The organism is Paraburkholderia oxyphila NBRC 105797 (assembly GCF_000685075.1).
Taxonomy (GTDB): domain Bacteria; phylum Pseudomonadota; class Gammaproteobacteria; order Burkholderiales; family Burkholderiaceae; genus Paraburkholderia; species Paraburkholderia oxyphila.
Window position 1 is genome coordinate 1 of record NZ_BAYD01000066.1, and the last position, 17,299, is coordinate 17,299.

13 protein-coding genes are annotated in these 17,299 nt (G+C 63.0%); 2 read left to right on the forward strand and 11 right to left on the reverse strand.

Translation table 11 applies throughout. The features are described 5' to 3' along the window. Positions 1-74 precede the first annotated feature (74 nt). The 10 genes from fabG to BO1_RS32005 form a co-directional block, all read right to left on the reverse strand. Entirely contained in the window at positions 75-815 is a 741-nt protein-coding gene (gene fabG, locus BO1_RS31960) for a 3-oxoacyl-ACP reductase FabG (protein ID WP_028221032.1), read from the reverse strand. Positions 816-919: 104 nt separating this feature from the next. Further along, positions 920-3,247: a hydantoinase B/oxoprolinase family protein gene (locus BO1_RS31965; protein ID WP_028221033.1), complete on the reverse strand. Its 2,328-nt coding sequence runs from the start codon at positions 3,245-3,247 to the stop codon at positions 920-922. Positions 3,248-3,268: 21 nt separating this feature from the next. Next, positions 3,269-5,377, reverse strand: coding sequence for a hydantoinase/oxoprolinase family protein (locus BO1_RS31970; RefSeq protein ID WP_028221034.1), 2,109 nt, complete (start codon positions 5,375-5,377; stop codon positions 3,269-3,271). Between the two features lie 58 nt (positions 5,378-5,435). Then, complete coding sequence (locus tag BO1_RS31975; RefSeq protein ID WP_028221035.1) at positions 5,436-6,620, reverse strand: acetyl-CoA C-acyltransferase; 1,185 nt, start codon at positions 6,618-6,620, stop codon at positions 5,436-5,438. 72 nt (positions 6,621-6,692) lie between these two features. Next, on the reverse strand, positions 6,693-7,451 hold the full coding sequence (locus tag BO1_RS31980) for a maleate cis-trans isomerase family protein (protein WP_028221036.1): 759 nt from the start codon (positions 7,449-7,451) through the stop codon (positions 6,693-6,695). Then, positions 7,448-7,906, reverse strand: a complete 459-nt coding sequence (locus tag BO1_RS31985) for an acyl-CoA thioesterase (protein WP_028221037.1) — start codon at positions 7,904-7,906, stop codon at positions 7,448-7,450. The genes BO1_RS31980 and BO1_RS31985 overlap by 4 nt, the downstream gene beginning before the upstream one ends. Further along, positions 7,903-9,057 carry an FAD-dependent monooxygenase gene (locus BO1_RS31990; protein ID WP_028221038.1) on the reverse strand — a complete coding sequence of 385 codons (1,155 nt, stop codon included), beginning with the start codon at positions 9,055-9,057 and terminating at the stop codon, positions 7,903-7,905. The genes BO1_RS31985 and BO1_RS31990 overlap by 4 nt, the downstream gene beginning before the upstream one ends. Beyond that, positions 9,054-9,914 carry a VOC family protein gene (locus tag BO1_RS31995; protein WP_028221039.1) on the reverse strand — a complete coding sequence of 287 codons (861 nt, stop codon included), beginning with the start codon at positions 9,912-9,914 and terminating at the stop codon, positions 9,054-9,056. The genes BO1_RS31990 and BO1_RS31995 overlap by 4 nt, the downstream gene beginning before the upstream one ends. A 29-nt stretch (positions 9,915-9,943) precedes the next feature. Continuing rightward, positions 9,944-11,704 (reverse strand): AMP-binding protein, encoded by a 1,761-nt coding sequence (locus tag BO1_RS32000; protein ID WP_084688331.1) that lies wholly within the window; start codon positions 11,702-11,704, stop codon positions 9,944-9,946. Positions 11,705-11,735: 31 nt separating this feature from the next. After that, positions 11,736-12,992, reverse strand: a complete 1,257-nt coding sequence (locus tag BO1_RS32005; RefSeq protein ID WP_028221041.1) for a hypothetical protein — start codon at positions 12,990-12,992, stop codon at positions 11,736-11,738. Between the two features lie 171 nt (positions 12,993-13,163). Here BO1_RS32005 and BO1_RS32010 point away from each other — a divergent pair, with 171 nt between their 5' ends. Next, positions 13,164-13,949 (forward strand): TetR/AcrR family transcriptional regulator, encoded by a 786-nt coding sequence (locus tag BO1_RS32010; RefSeq protein ID WP_043287443.1) that lies wholly within the window; start codon positions 13,164-13,166, stop codon positions 13,947-13,949. Positions 13,950-14,066: 117 nt separating this feature from the next. On the opposite strand, the gene BO1_RS32015 is transcribed toward BO1_RS32010, so the two are convergent. After that, complete coding sequence (locus tag BO1_RS32015; protein ID WP_245643961.1) at positions 14,067-15,395, reverse strand: OmpP1/FadL family transporter; 1,329 nt, start codon at positions 15,393-15,395, stop codon at positions 14,067-14,069. Between the two features lie 497 nt (positions 15,396-15,892). Here BO1_RS32015 and BO1_RS32020 point away from each other — a divergent pair, with 497 nt between their 5' ends. After that, positions 15,893-17,299, forward strand: a complete 1,407-nt coding sequence (locus BO1_RS32020) for a class I SAM-dependent methyltransferase (RefSeq protein WP_028221044.1) — start codon at positions 15,893-15,895, stop codon at positions 17,297-17,299.

The following is a 17,299-nucleotide window of genomic DNA, read 5'->3' on the forward strand; positions in this document are numbered from 1 at the left end:
CAACGCTTGCGGCCCGCCGCGAAATCACGTTAAGGCCAACACCAATCCGACTTTCGGCAATACAAACTTTGCCACTAGACTGACAACCCTCCAGACACTTCAATAGCAGTGCCATTCACAAAACTAGCGTCATCCGACGCAAGAAATGCATAGACATTCGCAATTTCACCAGGCTCCCCAAGCCGCCGCTGCCAGCAAGCATTGCGAAACCCTTCGAGCACTTTGTCGGGCATGGTACTGAGAATATCCGTCGCGATGAATCCCGGACACACCGCATTGACCCGAATGCCTTTGGGCCCAAGCTCCCTGGCCCACGTCTTCGTGAAGCCAATCACGCCAAACTTGCTGGCCGCATAATTCGTCTGACCGAAGTTCCCATATATACCAACGACACTCGACGCATTGAGCACCACGCCACGCTGCTGCTCGAGCATCGTGTCAACAACCGCCTGCGTGCAATTAAAAACACCCTTCAGATTGACATCGATAACCTTATCGAACTGCGCTTCGCTCATGCTCTGCAGCCGCGCATCCTGCGTAATACCCGCGTTATTCACAAGAATATCGATTCGGCCGAATTGGCGCTTCAGGTCCGCAACCACTGCATCAACACCAGCGCGATCAGTCACATCGACCGCACGTGCAACAGCCGTATGCCCGCTCGCGCTCAGGCTGAACGCCTCTCGCTCCACGCCTTCCGCGGAGCGGTCACACAGCACGACAATCGCGCCTTCGCTCGCGAATTTCCTTGCCGTCGCCAGCCCAATGCCCGCAGCCGCTCCGGTAACAATCGCAACTTTGTCTTTCAGTTTCATTGCCTTCGGTCTCAAGAAAAAATGGCGCCGCACAGTCGTGGCAATCCGGCAATCTGCTCGACTGATCCCCGCAAGCCGCCCAAGCGCGCGGCGCCACGCTTCAGTTACGCCGAAACGGCGTCCGAAGCGTCCAGCTTCTGCATCCCGCTGATCACATCGACGTGATCCTTCGGCACCAGGCCGGAATGCACCGTCGTCCAGCAGCCAGGACAGAAATGCTCGCGGAACACGACCTCCGAATCGACGTAATACGATGGATCGACGCGGACGTTCGAGCTGCCGGACACCGGATCGGAGTCCCGGCACGCCAGCGACAGCCGTTTGTCGTGATCGCTCAGCTGATGGCCACAGTGCCGGCAAACGACCACCGCTCCACCCGGTACCGCCGCAAGCCCGAGGTTGTCGTCAATCGCGCGCGCCTTCTCTGGATCGAACTTGCCCGTCAATTGCTTCGGGGCCGGCGCAGCATATTTCTGGCGCTCGCCGAGAACCGCCGCGCGTCGGTGTTCGGTCCGGGCGACGTCGACCTCGCCCGCGGCGTCGACGATCACGCCATAGACAAGCTCGGCCGCGCCCTGGCTCACCTTGCCATTGCGCAGATCGGCCGCGACCGCGCGCGCATCGCGGCGAACCGGATCGCCGTAACCGCCACCGCCCTGACAATGCAGATAGAGCACGTCGCCCTGTTTGAGCTCGCCCGCCGTCATGCACTGAGCCGTGGTCAGTTCGCCACCGAGCGCGAACAGATCGGTCGGGACATTGCCCTGGGAAAACATCGCATCGAGCGGCACGTCGCGCACCACCACGTTGTGCCCCGTGTTGCCCGGATGGCCGCCCGCGAGCCCCTGGTTCTGCGCGGTCGCCATCCCCGAGCTCGAGAGCACCATCGCCATCGGCAGCGACGAGCCGTACGGCGTGATCGCAACCGATGCGCTGAGCCCGCCGCGATGCCGCCCCGGCCCGCCGGAATCCGGTTCCTCGCGCCGCCAGAGCACGACCAGCGGATACAGCAGTTCGGTCATCTCGACGTCCGGCAGCTTGCCCATCGGAATGCAGAAGAGACCGCCCGTATCGATGCCGTCCGAAGCCGGCCGCGCTCCGTAGCCGCCCGCCATCGACTCCATCACGACGTCGACGAAGGGCGCGTGTTGCTTGCCGCGCTGATCGACGCCGGCGAGCACGGCGGTGTTCCAGGTGCCGCAGCAGGTCGCCTGGACGTTCGCCTTCATGTCGACCGTGCAATCGAGCATCTGCGACAGACATTGCGCGGCCAGATTGCCGATCGCCCATGCAGTCGCGATCGGCGCCTTGTTGATCGCCGATGGGAACGTCGCGTTGTTCAACGTGCCCTCGGGCGTAATGATGTCGAAGCAGCGCATCAGGCCGCCGGCCGCCCACGGGATATTGCCGGCGAGCGTCGGCAACAGCGCGAGCATCACGCCACCGCGCGAACCCGCATACGTGCAGTTGATGACGCCGGCCTGCGGAGCCGTGCCCGTGAAGTCGAACGTCAGGTGATCGTCGCGCTTCGTCATCGACAGCATCAGCTTGTGCGGACGCCGGTCCCCTGCCTCGGCCTGATCCATGTAGCTCGACGCCTGCCACGTGCCGTCGGGCGCGTCGCGCAGCTTGTCGCGCAGGCGCCGCTCCGCATCGTTCATCATCCGCTTCATCACCGCCTTGACCGTATCGGGGCCGTACTGCTCGATCAGCGCGAGAATGCGCTTGCGGCCAACGAGGTTCGCACCGATCTTCGCGCGCAGATCGAGGCCAATCAGTTGCGGCACGCGCGAGCGACGCACCCACATGTCGGCCACGTCGCGCTGCAGTTCGAAATTGCGCACGATCTTGATCGGCGGCGTAGGCAACGATTCGGAAAAGACGTCCGGCGCGACGATCGGCATCGAGCCCGGGGCCACGCCGCCGAGATCGGGCTCATGGCAAATCGCGCTCGTCCAGCCGAACAGCTTGCCGTCGTGGAAGATCGGCGAGAACACGAGGACGTCGCTCTGGTGCAAGCCGCCGCCGATCCACGGGTCGTTGCACAGGAACATGTCGCCGTCCTGGATGCCCGGATTGTCAGCGCGGTTCTGCAGCGTCCAGTAGATCGCCAGATCGATCGCGCCGGCGAGCATCGTGTTGTAGAGGCCGATTTGCACTTCCTGGCCGGCCTCGTCGTTGATCGTGAAGTCGTAGTCGTTCGCTTCGGACACGACCGGACTGCCCGACATGCGTTTCAGGGTCTCGCCCATCTCGTCGGTGATCGACCAGAGCCGGTGACGAATCACCTCGTAGGTCAGCGGATGCAGCGCATCGACGACCTCGTCCGACACGGTGTGTGCCTTGAGCGACGGCGGCAGCGCGCGCAACAGCACCTCGGGCGCAACCGGCCGGCTAACAAAAATTTCCGAACCCGGAATGGTGGATTGCATGACGTGTCTCCTTTTCGCGGATCAGGCCGCGTTCATCTTGATCGACAGATTGCCCAGGTGATCGATGACGCCGCGCATCCCGTTCGGGACCACGACCGTCGTCGTCGGCACCTGGATCACGGCCGGACCTTCCACCACGTGGCCGGCGCGCAGGCGCGTGTAGTCGTAGGCTGGGGTATCGACATAACCGTCGTACGCATCGAGACAGATCGGACGGCGTTCGATCAGCGCATGCTCGACCGGCGTGCCGTTCGCGGCTTCGATTTCCGGCAGCTCGGGCGAAATCGGCAGCACGCCTTCGCCGCGAACGCGGTAGGTCAGCGCCTGAATGCCAGCGTCACGGAAGCCCGAGCCGGCCCCGAATAGCTGGGCATAGAGCTGCTCGAACCTGTCGACCGCGCCCTGCAGCGACTCGACCGTGACCGGGCCAGCAGCGAGCGGCGTCGCGACCTCGCCCATCTGCATCCCGTAGCGCATGTCGATTTCCCGATAGAGCTGCGTTTCGACGAACTTGATGCCCTGGCGCGCGAGCACGGTGCTGACTTCTTCCTCGAGCCGTGCGAAGTTTTCGGCGACGCGCACCGGATCGAGCGGCGCGACACCCGGATCCGATAGCTCGCGAATCACGTTGACTTTCGACGCCGCCAGACCGAACGCCGAGAACGCGGAGGCCACCGGCCCGAGCGGCACCAGCACCTCGCTCGCGCCCACGGCGAACGTATAGGCCGCACAGTGCGCGGGGCCCGCGCCGCCGAATGCGTACACGACGAAGTCACGCGGATCGTGTCCGGCTTCCACGGCGATCTTGCGCAGCAGGTCGCCCGTCTGCGCGTTCTGCACCGCGTAGATCGCGGCGGCGGCCTCTTCGACGCTCAAGCCGAGCGGCTCCGCAATCCGGCGCCGGATCGCGTCGCGCGCGAGCTCCATCGAGAGCGGGCGCTTGCCGCCGAGCAGGCCGCGCGAGGGCAGGATGCCGAGCACCAGATTCGCGTCCGTGATGGTGGGCTCCATGCCACCCGCGCCATAACATGCGGGCCCCGGCGCGGCCTGCGCGCTCAACGGGCCGACCCGCAGATTGCCGCCCGCATCGATCCACGCGATCGCCCCGCCGCCCGAGCCAATCGCCTCGACGCGCAGCGTGGGCACATTGACGGGCGACTGATTGATGATCGTCTGCGCCGCGCGCACCGGCTCGCCATCGACGATGAGGCCCGCCAGGAACGTCGTGCCGCCGACGTCCGTCGCCATCACGTTGCGATGGCCGAGTTGACCCGCCAGTTGCATCGCGCCGACGACACCGCCCGTGAGTACCGAGCCGACCGTCGTGATCGCCGTGGCCGGGGCTTCGGCCGCCGTGATCGCGCCGCCCGAGCTTTGCATCACGAGCAGCGGGCCGACGAGCCCTTCCTCGCGCAGCCCCGATTCGAGATTCTTCAGATAGTCGCGCAGACCGGGGCCGATCTGCGTGCTCATGATCGTCGTGGCGTGACGCGCATATTCGCGGATGCGCGGGCTCACGTCGGACGACAGCGCGACGTATGTGTCCGGCGCCTCTTCCTTGATGATCTCGCGCACGCGCTGCTCGTGCGCCGGATTCCGGAACGACCAGAGCAGCGACACGGCAATCGCGTTCACGCCTTGCGCAACACAGTCGCGCACCCCTTCGCGCACTTCGGCTTCGTTTAGTTCGACGAGCACCGTGCCGTCGCGGTCCATGCGTTGCGTGACCTCCTTGATCAGGCGCTTCGCAACGAGCGGCGCCGGCTTCGCATGGCCCAGCACATTCTGCAATTCCATCGACGAACGGCCGAGATAGCGCCCTTCGACATTCATGATCGCAATGGAATCTCCGTGCCCACGCGTGGTAATGAACCCAACCGGCGGCACCTTGCCCATCACGAGCGCGTTCAGCGACGAAGTCGTGCCGTGCGCGATGTGATCCGTGCTTTGCAGGAACCGCGCACGCGACATCTGGAATTGCTCGGCAAGAAGGCCGAGTACATTGAACACGCCGGCCGAATAGTCGGGCGGCGTGGAAGGCGTTTTCGCCGACACGATGTTGCCCTGATCGTCAACCGCCACGCCGTCCGTGAAGGTTCCGCCTACATCCACTCCCACTACGAATCCCATTTCCTGTCTCCTTCAAATGTTGCGTCGTTATTGGCTATTCCACCTGGATAAGCACGAGTCAGCACACGTCGAACAGCGCCGCGGCACCCATTCCGCCGCCGACACACATCGCGACCACGACATGCTTCGCGCCGCGCCGGCGCCCTTCAAGCAGTGCATGTCCAACGAGACGCGACCCGGTCATGCCGTACGGGTGGCCGATCGAAATCGCCCCGCCGTTGACGTTGTAGCGCTCTGGGTCGATACCGAGCTTGTCGCGGCAATAGAGCACCTGGCACGCGAACGCCTCGTTCAGTTCCCAGAGCCCAATGTCGTCGACGCTCAGCGCATGCTGCTTCAGCAATTTGGGAATTGCATAGACCGGTCCGATGCCCATTTCCTCGGGCGCCACGCCCGCCACAGCCATCCCGCGATAGACGCCCAGTGGCGCGAGTCCTGCACGCTCAGCCGAACGCGCTTCCATGAGCACGCATGCGCTCGCGCCATCGGAGAGCTGGCTCGCGTTGCCGGCGGTGACGGTGCCGTCCCCCAGCACGGCACGTAAGGTCGAAAGACTTTCCAGCGTCGTCTCCGGACGGTTGCCTTCGTCACGCGACAGCGTGACCTCCCGCTCCTCCGTGGCGCCGGTCAGCTTGTCCGTCACCAGGGTCGTGACCGTGACCGGCACGATCTCCGCGTCGAACAGGCCATCGCGCTGCGCGCGCGCTGTCCGCTGCTGCGACGCCAAGGCGTAGGCGTCCTGCTGCTCGCGCGTCACGCCGTACTTCTTCGAAACGAACTCTGCCGTCTCGAGCATCGGCATATAGGCATGCGGTGCGAAGCGCAGGACCTGCGCATCTTTTTCCGCATAGAGCCAGTCGTAGTAACGCGTCTGCACCGCCGAGATGTTTTCCTGCCCCCCGGCCACGACGACGTCCATCCCGTCGACGACCACCTGCTTGGCTGCCGTCGCAATCGCCATGAGGCCGGACGCGCATTGGCGATCGATCGATTGCGCAGCGACCGTGTGCGGCAGACCGGACGCGAAAACGGCGTTGCGCGCGATGTTGGAGCCCGCCGTGCCTGCCGCGAGCACCGTCCCGACGATGACGTCATCGACACGGTCAGGCTCGATGCCGGAACGGTCAACCGCATGACGAATCGCATGTCCCATCAGGCCCGGCGATTTCGTGTGATTGAAAGCGCCGCGATAGGCCTTGCCGATCGGGGTTCTGGCCGTCGATACAATGACTGCCTCTCTCATTTCTCGACCTCTTTATGATCAGGATTACTATTCATCAGAACGTCAATCACTCTTTGAATCGCATTCGACTGCCTATCGATACGTGCCGCCAAGCAGCGCGCCGGCGTTCGGCACGATCGGCTCCAGTCCGAGATGATCGAGCATGCGTCGCGTGGTGCAAACAGCCGTGGACGTCACAGGAATACCCAGTCGATTCTCGACGATCTGGATGGAAGGCAAAGACTGCATCTGGACGCACGCCGACAGGACGACGACGTCGGCATTCGCCGTGTTCAGCTTTTTCACGTCTTCGACAAGCCGGGCCGGATCGCGCTGACCGACTTCGAGGTTGTCCGGGATTTCAAAGGCGATAGAGTCGACGACCTTGATGCCCTCGCTTTCGATGTATTCCACGACGAGATCGCAAAGCGAACGCATATACGGGGCGAGTAGCGAGACCTTTTTCGCGCCCATGATCTTCAGCCCTTCCACCAGCGCGCCGGCCGACGTCATGACAGGCGCGCTGCAATGATTCTCGCGGGCAACGGCGGTGAGGTCGCGCTCGACATCGCGGTGATAGCCTTTGCCCATCGCCATGATCGCGACGAGGCAGGCGGTGCTCATCACATCGACGCGCGCATCCGCCAGTTCGGCCGCGCATCGCAGACCTTCCCGGTTCATTGCCTCGAGTTCCTCGCGCGTCACCTTGTGCATGCGCATCCGGCTGCTATGGAACGTGAAGCGTTCAGGGCGAATGGCTTCGCGCGCTCGCAGCATCGCCGGAATTTCGGTCTCCATCGTCGTGTTCGAGCTCGGGACGATCTGGCCAATTCTGTAGGTCTTTGCAGTCATGCTGCTTCCTTGGCAAGCAGATAAGGTTGGAGCGCTTCGCACAGCGCGGCCGGAATGCTGGTGCTCTCCCGCACGTCGCTGCGAATGGCGATCGGCGTGAACTGCCCTTCGAATGCTAGCCGGCCGTCCAGCAGGCACGCACGCGCAATCAGATCGAACGTATGGGTACGGATCTCGCCCACTTCGACGCGGATATCGACGACGTCCTCGGGGTATAGCGAAGCGTGGAACGTCAGGCTCATGTGCTTGCACGGCAGCCCGACTCCGCTCTCGCGCCCCGCCTGGCCGTTGGTCCCATATCCGATCCGCCGCATGAAGTGCATGACCGCCCCAAGCAGGTAGTCGGTGTAACGGCCGGCAAACACGACGCCGGCCGGATCGCAATCCGCCCAGCGGGCGGTGCGGCGCACCGTGAACGGCAGGTCGGAAACGACGACCTCCGAGCTTTCGTTCATAGCGCCCCCACGTTGCCTGCGAGCCGCTGCACCAGCTCGGGAAACTCGCTGCGCAGGCGTGCATCGTCGATACGGCCCGTGCGCGTCATGAACTGATAGACGAATTCTTCAGGCGTAGTGTTGTCCATCCACTGCGCGATGTCCTCGTACCACATGTACGATTTTTCAGAGGCGTCGATCAATTTGTTCTTCTGCGGCTTGTGGTCTTCCTCGAATGCCGCGAGGCCCGCCGCTGCATCGCCGTCGCACGCCAGCAGCGCACGGGCGAGCGCAATCGCATCGGCCATCGCGATACGGGTTCCCGATCCAATCGAAAAGTGCGCGCTTGCCAGCGCATCGCCAATCAGCACATGGCGCCCGGACGTCCAGCGCGCATTGCGAATGACCGGAAACTGCCGCCAGTTCGACTTGTTCGAGATGAGGGGCAGGCCGCCCAGTTCAGGCTCGAAGATCTGCTCGAATAGCTGCTGACGGTCGTCATCGGTCATCGAGCCCAGATCGAGCCGCTCCCACGTTGCGTCGTCGCATTCCGCGACGAACGTGCTCATGTCGTCGCTGTATGCGTAGTAGTGCGCCACGAAATGGCCGCCGTTGAATTTCCTGAAGACGAGCGCCGGCGCATCGAAGACCCGCTTCGTGCCGTACCAGGCAAAGTGATTGCTCAGCGACCGGTGCGTCGTGCCGAAGGCGTCCGGATACTGGCGGCGCACCACGGAGTTGATGCCGTCGGCGCCGACCACGACATCCGCATCGTCGAGACCGAACGTAGCGAGATCCAGCGTCGTTTCGATGCGGCGGCCGAAATGAATCCGCACGCCCACCGCTTCCGCTTCGCCCTGCAGGACCTTCAGCAACGCGAGACGCGGAATCGCGCCGCCCTTCACGTTCAGCTTCACCTCGATGGGCTTTTCCTGCTGGACGATGATCTGGCGGTCGTTATAGTGCATCGCGTCACAAAGCGCGTTATACGAATGCTCATCCGCATCGCGCAATTGCAGCATGCCGGTGTCGGCCAGCACGACGCCGAATCCGAACGTCGCATCGGCCGGGTTCTGCTCGATCACGTCGACCTGCCAGTCAGGCTGCCTGCGCTTGAGCAGGAGCCCGAGATACAGCCCGGACGGTCCACCGCCTACGATTGCGACCTTCATTGCTGCCCCCGAGGCGTGATTTCCAGCTTGTAGCGATCGAACGTCCTGACGTTGCCATCGAATCCGCCGGTGAGCGACGCGTTCCAGAGCGCGGGTACGAAGCCGAGCGCCTTGCGTTCAAAGACGATCGCTTTCGGCGAGCAGATCTTCCAGTAACCGTTGGTCGGGCCGTCGACGTGATAGCACGGATTGCTCCTGCTCGACGCGACGAGCGGTTCGAACTCGGGCACATCGAGCACGTACAGCACGGCTTCGGAGCCGTCGTTTTCGCCAATCGATTCGCCGATACCGTCGGCTTTGCCGCGCCACACCTGGTCGATCGACTTGAACTCGACCGTACCCGCGAGCATCGCGTCTTCGGCCTTCATCGCCGCTTCCAGCGTTCGCGTCGCGTCATCCGCGTCGAGGAGATTCATCGGACGCTGCTGAAGCGTGATCTCGAGATAGTAACCGTTAGGATCACTGAAATAGATCGACTCGATCAGTTCGTGACGGATTTGATAGATGAGCGGAATGCCCTTGGCCTCGAGCCGGTCGCGCCATTCAATGAGTTCTTCATAGGTGTCGACGGCCCACGCGGTATGCGTCGCTTCGAAGCGATAGTCGGCAACCGGGCGCGTGTAATCGGGTTGCTCCGTATCGATGTAGTAAAAGAATGCGATGGTGCTGCCCTTGCCGCTTTCGAAGAAGAAGTGCAGGAAGTCGGGATGGTTCGACGGCCCCCAGCCTCGCGCCGAAATCGCGTGGACGAGCGGCAAGCCGAGCTTGTCGCGATAGAACTCGACGGTTTCCCGCAGTTTCCAGGTGGGTCGGGCCGTATGGTGCACGCCCTTCAGAACCGGTTGAGTAGCTGCCACAGTGTTCTCCAGTATTGGATCAATCAGGTTCACGATGCGTTTTGAGCGCCGAGGACGTGCTGCGCAACCATTTCACGCAGCGACTGCCGGCTGAGCTTTCCCGATGCGGTTAGCGGGAACGTGTCGACCACCTCGATGCGCTCGGGCCACTTGAATTTCGCGAGACCGTAGTCCTTCAGATACGCGCCCAGCTCGGCGAGGGACGGCTCGGCGTGCCCTTCGCGCAGGATCAGCACAGCACACAGACGTTCGTCGAACACGGGATCGGGATACGGCACGGCGACCACCTGCGCGACCGACGGATGTCCGGCGACCGCCATTTCGACCTCTTCGCAGTTGATCTTTTCGCCGCCCCGGCTGACGAGGTCCTTGAAGCGGCCGCGGAAGACGAAATAGCGCTTGCCGTCGATCAGGCGCTCCTCCATCAGATCGCCCGACCGGTAATAGCCATCGCTCGTGAAGGTTTCCTTGTTACGGTCCTCGGCGCGGAAATAGCCGTGGATCGTGTATGGTCCCTTGAACGCCGGTTCGCCGATTTCGCCGAACTTGACCGGCTCTTCCGTGCCTGGGCCGAGGAGGCGGATACTGTCCCACGGACTCACGGGCCGGCCGTTGGTCGTATCGAGCGCTTCCTGGGGATCGTCCGGATGCGTGAACATGATCACGCCCTCCGTGATGCCGAAGATGTGGTAGGCGGGCACGCCCACCAATGCACGCAGCTTCGGCGCACTATTCGCCGCGATGACACCTCGCGCCTTCGAAAAGTCGAGACGGCCCGACTGGATCGCCGTCTCGATACGCGCGATGATCGGACCACCGAGCATCAGCCACGTCGGGCGCGTCGTCTCGATCAGCGAAATCAGCGTCTCGGGCGCGAGATCCGGCGCCACCGTGACCGTTCCGCCCGTCATCAGGAACGGGCCAAAGCAACAGCCCATGTTCAGGTTGTGCACCATCGGCTGCGGCATGAACAGCACGTCACTGGGTCGATAGTCGAGCCATTGCGCACAAGCGCGCATGTTGTACAAATACTCGTTGTTGAATCGCGGGATGATCTTGGGCACGCCCGTCGTGCCACCGGAGAGCTGGAACACGGCCACCTGGAACGGGTCCAGCGTGACTTCCGCCAGCCGGGCCGCAGCCGCTTCCTCGTCGATCGAGTCGATCAGATGGTCGAGATGCAACACACCATCACGCGGCTCGCCGCGCGCCTGCAGGATCAGCTTCAGGCTCGGCGCGCGCTGCTGCATTTCCCGCGCGAACGCAATGTCGTCGAATTTCGGATCGTCGCCCTGAACGAAGTGAAGCTTCGCGTCGGCCAGATTCGCCAGGTAGCCAATCTCGTGCTCGCGATGCGCGGCCAGCGTGCAGATCGGAATCAGCCCGGCCTTCACGCAGGCGAGAAACATGATGACGAGCTGGGCACTGTTGCCCAACTGGAACACGACCCGGTCGAGCGGCTGGAGCCCTTGCGCCAGCAGTGCGGCGCCGAGCCGTGTCGATTTCGAATCGAGTTCCGCATAGGTCATCCGCAAACCCGGTCCGAGCAACGCGACATTCTCAGGATAGCGCGCGGCAATCGTGCGAAATCCGTCCGCCAGCGTTTCGAATCCGAGCGCACCCTCGGCGACATAGCGATCCAGATCCGCCTGCGCCGGATAAACGACACCCGCAATCGGATCGAGGACGTGTGCCGGACGACCGGCCGATTTCGACGCAGCAACCGCCTTGTCGAACGATGCGAGTGCGGCGGCGCCGCCCTTTCCCTGAAGATTCCCTACCGAGTTCATCCTTACCGTCTCCAATGTATTCTTTGATGACTTAGCGAAATGTTGCGTGCAGCCAGGACCGCAGATGCTGGCCGGCGAGCACCTGGCCGGGCACATCGCCGTCGTCGACCGGCAAGCCGTGATGGTTGCCCCGGACGCGATGGCGCTCCTTGTCGGCTGTCGCGAACGACGCGAACATGGCGTCGACGTCGCCGGGGAACACGCAGTTGTCGCCCGTGTATTCGATCAGCAGCGTCGGCTGCACGATCGACTTCGCGCACTTGTCCAGCGACGCGTTCGACGACAGTCCAGACCAGGTCGACAGCCACGACTCCGGCGTCACGATCCGGCCGAAGCCGACGCTGCCGAGGTTCGAAACCGACGGGTCCGCGCCCCAGAGCGAGCCGACGAGACGATCGGACGGGTCGAGCGAGGTGTCCCAGCAGCGCAGATCGGCATCGGTGCGCCATACCGTCAAGATTGCACCGTGGCTGGCGAGTTGCTTGTCGGTGCGCGTGGGCGCCTCCTTCAACCGGGCGCGCGCCGACTGCCGCCGATCGATCAATTCGCGTGCACGCTGGTCGAGTCGCGCGACGCGCTCGCGTTGCGCGTGCCGGTAGCGTTCAATGAATGCGGGTGCGTAGCTCGACGATTCGGGCGGCCGGCGAAATCCGTTCGCAGCACTAAATGGATCGAGCCCGGCATCGCACGAGAACGGGTCCTGCTCGTCGGTCACGGACGGATCTAGCGCATTCATCAGCAGCACGCCTTGCCCCGGATGCGGCGAGACGAATGCGATGCCGTCCGCCGTCGGCATGATCGCGGTATCGAGCCCGGTGGCACGCCCGCCCGGCGTGCGGCGAATGCGCTGGTCGGCAGGCAGTTGCGATTGCTGGTTGTAGAACGCAAAGAGCCCTGCCCCGCCCGAGTTCCCGAGCAGCACGATCGTCTCGAACCCGAGTTCGCGAAGCTGCCGCATGCCGGCCGCCACGTCGTGAAGCGCGGTCTCGTGTTCGAGCCGCAGATCGCTGCCGATCGAGCGCGGCGCCTGAACCCAGCACGCCCACCCCGCATCCAGCACTTCGGGCACGAGGTAGTGCGTCATCACGAATTCGCGCGGATGCATGACAAAGACGACTTTCCGCACGGGCGCCCGGGCAAAAAGCACCCCAAGCGTCGCCTGGCCATCCTGCGTGGTCAAAGGGAACGGCGTCGTCGTATAAGGCGCCTGCATGCGGGCGGGCGTCCACGACGCGCCCCGCAGCCCGGCCGTTACCGCGACTTTTCCGTTCGATCCCTGTTGTTTCATGGCGGCTCCGTGCTCCTGTAACGTTGTCGGCCAACTCACCACAATTTGATACAGTCTCAATTAGTGATAAGTTGAGACCGTCTCAAATTTCCATGACCGAAGAATAGTGCTAGAGTTGAGACCATGTCAAATTAAAACGCGCGGCACCAGCGCTATCGTTTACCCTGCTCCATGAAGCCAGTCAAAATCGCACCGGAAGAAACGACCACGCCCACACCCCGTCGCGCCGGCAGGCGGCCGAAAAGCGATGCCCCAGGCGCCGACCTGTCGCGCGACGCCGTCATCCGCCGCGCGATCGAGCTCGCGCAGAAGGAGTCGATCTCTGAAGTGTCCATGGTCCGCGTCGCCAGGGAAATGGGTGTGGCACCGGGGCTGGTTCACTACTACGTCGGCAGCAAGGACGACCTGCTCAGTGCTGTTCTGAATGCCGCGTTCAAGGAGCGCGTGAACGCACTGCCGCCCGTGACCGGCGACTGGCGTATCGACCTGGAAGGCGTGTGTCGCTCGGTACTGAAAACACTCGCGCGCTGGCCGGGCGTCGCAAACTATATCGCGACACAAAACCGGTTCCGGCTGTTTCAGCGTGTCCAGCCGGGAGAGACCGACTACGGGCTTGCCTACTTCGACCATCTTGGCCGGATTTTCGAGCACGCCGGCTTTACGCCCGCACAAGCCGCACTCGCGTACGACCTGACCATGATGTTCGTGACGAGCATCAGTGTCGAAATTGCAAACCGGCAGGCACCCGGCGAGCACAAGGATTTCATCGTCGGCTACGTTTCCCAGTTCGATCGCGAGGACATACCCGGCGCGACGTTTCTGGCGGAGCCGTTCACGAAGATCGACAGCGAAAAAAGACTCGACGCCGGCCTGAAGCTGATGCTGGACGGCTTCGAGACGTGGCTGGCGAACCCGCCAGCCGACACGCCCGCCCGCCGCAAGACGCGTCGCTCATGACAAAACACCGGAGAGCGTCCACGACGGCTTCCGGTGTTCTCCGACCGACTTCTGGCGAGTGCGAGCCGCACCCTACGCCTTCATGGCGCTGTCGTTGCGCGCGGTGTCCCGCGTTCGCTAGAACTTGTGCGTATAGCCGATCGAGTATCCCTGGTAGCTAGCGTGAATGTTCACGCCGGTACTCGGCCCCGTTCCGATGATCGTCGTCGGAATGTCGTACTCGAAGGCCGCGGTCACGAGATTGTTTTTGTCGATGGCATAGGTTGCGCCGACTGTCACCGCGCGGGAACTGATGCCGGGGCCATACATGTTCGCGAGAGTATGGTTGGAATCGACGTTGTTATTGGCAAAGCTGTAGCCGGCGCGCACGGTCCACTTCGGATTGATATCGTACGAGACGCCGACACGACCCACGTTCTGGCTGCGATAGCCCCATGTACTGGCCGTGTTGTAGCCCGCGGCACTGGCCCACTCGATGCGGAGGTAGTCGAGCGCCACCGTCAAGCCCGGCAGTGGGCGTATGGCAACGCCCGCGCCGTACCGGGATGGGCTGTCGATATGGCCATCGCTCGGCGCAAGCACGTCGTCCTTGTAGCCCGATAGCGATGAGAACCACGTCTTGCTGAACCAGGAGGCCCCGAGCGACACCATCGGAATCGGCGTCCAGAGTACGCCCATCCCGGCGCCAATTCCCACGGCGTCCGAGTTGCCGTGACTGGGCACGGGTTCCAGCGCGCCATCCGCTCCGGGGGCGAGCACCCCGTTCAGGCGCAACTGCTCGACGCCAATCACCAGCGACGCACCGATGGACAGGTTGGGCAGCGGTTTATAGGTGACCGTCGGGTTCGTATTGACGACGATGAGGCTGGCTTTGGCGTCGCCGGCACCGGGAACCGGCAGCACGGGACGTCCATAATTCGATGCCGCTCCCGCGCCGGTCATCGCCACACCGAAGGTCCACTGCGGCGCGATCTGATAGTTGAAGCCGAATCCCGGCGAAACGACGATCTTGCGGGAAAACAGATGGTTGTCTGGCGAGCCAAAGGTGGCATTGGACGAAACCGGCAAGGCGATGCCGTAGAGATCGACTCGGGAACCCAACTCCGCCAACCCGGCCGGATTGTCCACTGCCGAGGCAACATCCTGCGGAAATGCAATCGCCGCGCCGCCCATACCGGACGAATAGGCGCCATTTCCCGTGAAATACGCGCCGTCTGTTGCGAACGCGTTCGACGCCCCCGCTGCCAATGCAGCGGCTGATAGCGCCAGACGCACCTTGCGTTGTGCACGACTGCTCATCCTGATCTCCATGACCTGACCCGTTTCGATTTCGTATCGACTTGATTGCGAGGCACTGCGGTATCGGCGAAACGCATTGCTTGCGCCAATTAATATGGACTCCAAAATTAATGAGCTAACGGTATGAAAGACCCCGCTCCCCTCCATTCAAGATTGCCTTCCGATCAAATTTGATTGACTCTCAAATTTGATGGCAGTGTAGCTTAATTGAGAGGGCTGTCAATTGTTGCGATGATCCGCATATACCCTGGGAGTCGCGTAGGCGTAGCGAAGGCCGGATGCCCGGCGCGCTTCCCCAGCACGACTCGCCACTCTGACCGCCTGCGCCTTCCCGCACGCCCATGAGCAGCGCTGCACACCGCACCGTCCCGGAACCCGATTGAGCTTGCGCTCGACGGGGAAGCCCTTGTAGTATTTCGGCGCCTTTTCATCGAGCACCGTCAGGCAGTTTCGCTGATGAAATCCCCCGCGAGACAACGGCCTTTTTTTATCAGTAGAATGCTCCCATCGAAGAGGTCCGTATTGTTCCGAAACCGGCCATCGGGCCCACCAGGCTAGCGAGCCTCGTCAGACCGTGATGCCAGTGGCATACGCGCTGACCAGATTTCAAACCTTCGCGTGAGTACTTACCTGGCCGCAATACCGTGTATTCCAAAACGCAAATCGATCCGGTTGTGAGCTTTCGCAACTCGCAGGGCGAGCAGGTGCGGGGCACCATCATCAATCTCCAGCGCAAGTCGCTGGTGATGGAGGTCTATAACCCCTACTCGATTGTCCAGGTCAGCGAGGTGCTGAACGACCTGTCGGTCAAGATGGGCGTCGAGCACGCCTATTCGGGCAAGGCCGTCGTCATCAGCATGGTCAATACCGGCCTGACCGCCATTGTCTCGGTCACGCTGATCGACGAGTGGCGCGAGCTGAGCGGCGACGCGCTGGAAGCGCGCACGGTGGGCGAAGAAGCCCGCCGGTTCGCGCAGGACTGGACCGAGCGTTTCCAGATCCGCCGTGACTACCAGATCGCGGTCAACCAGATCCGGGCATTTCTGACCGACATGTCGCGCTGGGTCGAGCAGGCGGATCTCGCCGACACCCTGCCCAAGGATGGCAAAAGCCTGCGCGAGGACTTCTTCCTCGAGCTGGCGTCGCCGCTGATGGAGCGGACCAAGTTCTACTTCGACGAATTCGAAGGCGAGGCGCGCCTCGTCGACGAAGAACTGGCGCCCGCGCATCGTGCCTTCGCCCAGGCCGCGCTGCATCCGCTGCTGCTGCGCTCGCCCTTCGTCTTCCGCACCTTCACGAAGCCGCTGGGCTACGCCGGTGACTACCAGATGGTCAACCAGATGCTCGACGATCCCCGCCAGGGCCCGAGCACGTATTTCCAGATCGTCAACGCGGCTTTCCTGCAGACGGCCGTGGCGCGCGCGCACCGCAACCGCATCGATCTGCTGGTGGATTATCTGACGCGCATCGCCAATGAAGCGCGCGCCGCGCAGCGGCCGTTCCGGATGCTGAACGTGGGCTGCGGCCCCGCTCAGGAAATCCAGCGCTTCATGCATGAATACGACGAGCCGGAGTGGCTGTCGTTCGAACTGCTCGACTTCAGCCAGGAGACGCTGGACTGGACGCGCGAGCGCCTGGGTGCCATCGCGCAGGAAACGGGCAAGCGCATGACCATCAGCTACACGCACGATTCGGTGCACCACCTGCTCAAGCGCCGGCTGGATCCGGACGCACCGGGTGTGCGCGAGTTCGACGCGGTCTATTGCGCCGGCCTGTTCGACTATCTGTCCGACAAGGTCTGCGCCCGGCTGAACCAGCATTTCGCCAACCGCACCCGGCGGGGCGGCCGCCTGCTGGTCACCAATGTCCACGCCGACAACCCGGAGCGCTTCAGCATGGAGCACGTGCTGGAGTGGTACCTGATCTATCGCAACGAGGCGCAGATGGCCGAAATCATGCCGGAGAACTGTGGCGAGCCGCGCCTGTACACGGACGTGACCGGCGTGAATGTGTTTGCCGAGGTGATGATCGGCCCGCAACAAGTAGCCTGA